This is a genomic window from Mycolicibacterium llatzerense (genome assembly GCF_025331195.1).
Lineage (GTDB): Bacteria > Actinomycetota > Actinomycetes > Mycobacteriales > Mycobacteriaceae > Mycobacterium > Mycobacterium llatzerense.
This window is the reverse complement of sequence record NZ_LXOV01000010.1, coordinates 1-372: the sequence shown is the minus strand read 5'-3', so window position 1 is coordinate 372 and position 372 is coordinate 1. Positions and strand designations below refer to the sequence as shown.

Annotated in this window: 1 protein-coding gene; it reads right to left on the bottom strand. The window is 61.3% G+C overall.

The features are described 5' to 3' along the window. Window positions 1-207 precede the first annotated feature (207 nt). Window positions 208-372: MspA family porin (locus A7G45_RS14870; RefSeq protein WP_260938360.1), on the bottom strand; the 165-nt coding region annotated here is incomplete at its 5' end.

The window sequence follows — 372 nt, the reverse complement described above, 5'->3', positions numbered from 1 at the left end:
GAACAGCGACGACACCGCCGCGACCGTCGCTACCAGCACCCGACTGAATGCCTTCATGGTTCCCACTTTCTGGGCTTGATGTTGTTGCATATGAAGTTCCTTGCAGACGCAGGGCGGCGCCGACAAGGCCAGCTGTCTGGTCTGTCGACGCCGCCCCGAATGCGTCGTCGGCGCCTAGCATAAGGCCTAGGTGCGATTTGCTCTCACCTAGTTCATATTCCAGGGTTCTCCGTAGGTCGTGACGCTATCACCGGTCTTGGCGATCAGGCGGGCGAATGGACGCAACAGAACACCACCAGCCGCTCCAGTCACAGTGCCGTGGGCGTTGGAAACCGCCACCCCACCGGCCGGACCCGACACATCCACCGAGAA